3 protein-coding genes are annotated in these 3,006 nt (G+C 65.8%); all 3 read left to right on the forward strand.

Annotation, left to right across the window (positions count from 1 at the left end):
* Window positions 1-1,174 (forward strand): flagellar M-ring protein FliF (locus EN879_RS30235; protein ID WP_127274456.1); only part of this gene is annotated, 1,174 nt, incomplete at its 5' end.
* 3 nt (window positions 1,175-1,177) lie between these two features.
* Window positions 1,178-1,804 (forward strand): hypothetical protein, encoded by a 627-nt coding sequence (locus EN879_RS30240; RefSeq protein WP_063168920.1) that lies wholly within the window; start codon window positions 1,178-1,180, stop codon window positions 1,802-1,804.
* Window positions 1,801-3,006 (forward strand): MotB family protein (locus tag EN879_RS30245; RefSeq protein ID WP_127274457.1); only part of this gene is annotated, 1,206 nt, incomplete at its 3' end. The genes EN879_RS30240 and EN879_RS30245, both read left to right, overlap by 4 nt.

Here is a 3,006-nt window from a genome sequence, read left to right on the forward strand (position 1 = left end):
CGCCAATTTCCGCCGTGACGAGCAGCAGCCTTCCGCCTCCGTGGTCATCCGCTACGCCGGCATCGACGCCGAAAAGAGCGCCATGTCGATCCGCCATCTCGTCGCCGCCGCCGTCCCCGGCCTGTCGGCCGACAAGGTGACGGTGCTCGATTCCAGCGGCAATCTGCTGGCTGCGGGCGACGACCCTTCAAACACCAGCGCCGCCCGCACGCTCGGCGTCGAGCAGACCGTCGAGGCGCAGATCGGAGACAACATCCGCCGTGCGCTGACGGCCTATCTCGGCCCCGACAATTTCCGCGCCAGCGTCAAGGCCGAGGTCAACACCGACACCCGCCAGACGGAAGAGACCATCTTCGATCCGAATTCCCGCGTCGAGCGCTCGGTGCAGTCGGTGCGCGCCAACGAGAACAACAACCAGAAGCAGGCTTCCACTCCGGCCAGCGTCGAGCAGAACCTGCCTGAGACCCAGGCAACCGCCACCGATGGCCCGCAATCCTCCTCGCAGAACGACCGCAGGGAAGAGATCACCAACTACGAGATCAATTCCAAGAAGATCGCCACCGTCTCCAACGGCTACACCGTCACCAAGATGTCGATTGCCGTGGTCGTCAACCAGCAGCGGCTGACGACCATCCTCGGCAAGGACGCCACACCGGAGCAGATCGCCAAGCGCGTCGCCGAGATCCAGAAGATGGTCACATCCGCCACCGGCCTGGATGAAAAGCGCGGCGACATCATCGACGTCTCGGCGGTCGAGTTCATCGATGGCCTGGATGGCGAGGCGATCCCGCAGGCGGGAATGCTCGATTCGATCGGCCAGCATGCCGGCACGATGATCAATGCAGGTGCCTTCATCGTCGTGGTGTTCCTGGTGGCCTTCTTCGGCCTGAGGCCGATGGCCGCGGCGCTGACGGCAAAGGCTGCTCCAGCCCTGGCAGGTCCCAGCTTCGACGACGTCCAGCGCTCGCTGCCGACGCCGGAGGCAATGGCGGCCACCGACAATGCCGCGGTTGGCGCCTTGCCAGGCACACGCCCAGGCCCCACTCCGCTCGACGATCTTCGCCAGAAGATCCGGCCGGCGCCGCAGGACCGGCTTGCCAGGATGGTCGACCTCAACGAGGAGCGCACCGCGCAGATCCTGCGCAAATGGGCTTCCCAGGAAGTGGCGGTGTAAACCATGCCTTCCGTAGCCCTCTTCGACCTTCTGCCTGATTTCGGCACGCGCGCGCAGCGTGCCGGCCAGCCCCGGGCAGCAGTCGATCCCGAACACAAGCCCGAGACGCCGGCGACGCAAGCCGATATCGGCACGCTGATCGCCGAGGCGGTTGCCCAGGCGGAGGCAGCGCTGGAGGGCCGCCTGGCGGCTGCGCATGACGCCGCGCTCGAAGCCGAACGCCAGGCCAGTGCTGAGGAAGCAAGGATATTTCTCGAAAGCCTTGGCGACGATGTCGGCAAGGCGGTCTCGTTGCACATCGATGCGATGGAGGCGCGCGTGACCGGACTTGTCGCCGGCACGGTCGCCCGCATCATCGGCGGCATCGTCAGCGACGATCTGCAGAAACGTTCGATCGATGCGTTGGCAGACGCCGTCCGCGAAGCGGTTGGCGACGCCGAGGCTGTGCGCATCGTCGTGCGCGGCCCGCTCTCGATGTTCGAAACACTGAAGGCATCGCTCGGACCCCGCGCCGCCAATCTCGATTTTGTCGAGGCGCCAGGCTTCGACCTGACCGTGGCTATCGACGAGGCGGTGTTCGAAACGCGCATGGCCGAATGGTCGACGACCCTCTCGGAGGTCCTGGCATGAGCGTCGCCAACGCCGATCAGGGCCGCCACGAGATCATCATCGTGCGGCGCAGTCATGACGACCATGACGAGGCCCACCATGGCGGCGTCTGGAAGATCGCCTTCGCCGACTTCATGACGGCCATGATGTGCTTCTTCCTGGTCATGTGGCTGATCAACGCCGCCAACGAGCAGACCAAGGCAGCCGTGGCCAGCTACTTCAACCCGGTCAAGCTGGTCGACCGCAATTCGAGCCGCAAGGGCCTGGAGGATCTCGGCGACGGCCCGCGCGCCATGGGACTGACGGCCGACGATCCGCAAGAGGCGACCAGCAAAGCCGGACAGAACGGCAATGCCGGCGCGGGCGCGTCCGAGCGCAAGCAGGACAAGCAGGAGCCACAGCAGGCGGAACACTCCGACGACCATCTCTTCGCCGACCCCTACGCCGTGCTTTCGGAAATCGCCACAGATACCGGCGTCATGCAGAATGTCAGCCAGAAAGGCGATGGCGGCGTGCAGGCTGCCGGCCCGGCTACCGGCGCCTCCGGTGGCGCCTCCTACCGCGATCCTTTCGAGCCGGATTTCTGGTCGCAGCAGGTCGCGGCGCCCGGCGCCGAGGCCAGCGCCCAGCGCACCAAGATCGAGGGCGATCCGGCCAAGCCCGGCGACAAGACCGCCGAAACGCAGGTGCTCAAAATCAAAGCCGTGCCGCCTGTCGCGGCACCGCTCGAGCCACTGGCAAAGGACGCGACCAGTAAACAGGCCGCGAACCCTGCCACGGCATTGGCCGGCGAGACCAAATCGGACGGCACCAAGGCCGCGGTAGCGAAGGCTGAGCCTGAGGCGCAAAAGGCCGTCCAGCCCGACATCGGGGAGAAGGCACCAACCGCTGCTGCCGTGAAGGCAGCGGCCGACGTCAAGCGGCAGTTGGCCGATGCTTTCAAGCCTGGCGACAAGCTGCACGACGGCGTCTCGGTCGAAGCCACCGACAAGGGCGTCGTCATCTCGATCACCGATCAGCTCGACTTCGGCATGTTCGAGGTCGGCTCGGCGTTGCCGAGACGCGAACTGGTGCTGGCAATGGAGAAGATCGGCCGCATCGTCAACAGCCAGAAGGGCACCATCAGCATCAACGGCCACACCGATGCCCGGCCGTTCCGCAGCGACAGCTACGACAATTGGCGGCTGTCGACGGCGCGCGCGCATTCCGCGTACTACCTGTCT

Source organism: Mesorhizobium sp. M7A.F.Ca.AU.002.02.1.1, from assembly GCF_003998535.1.
GTDB classification, from domain to species: Bacteria; Pseudomonadota; Alphaproteobacteria; order Rhizobiales; family Rhizobiaceae; genus Mesorhizobium; species Mesorhizobium ciceri.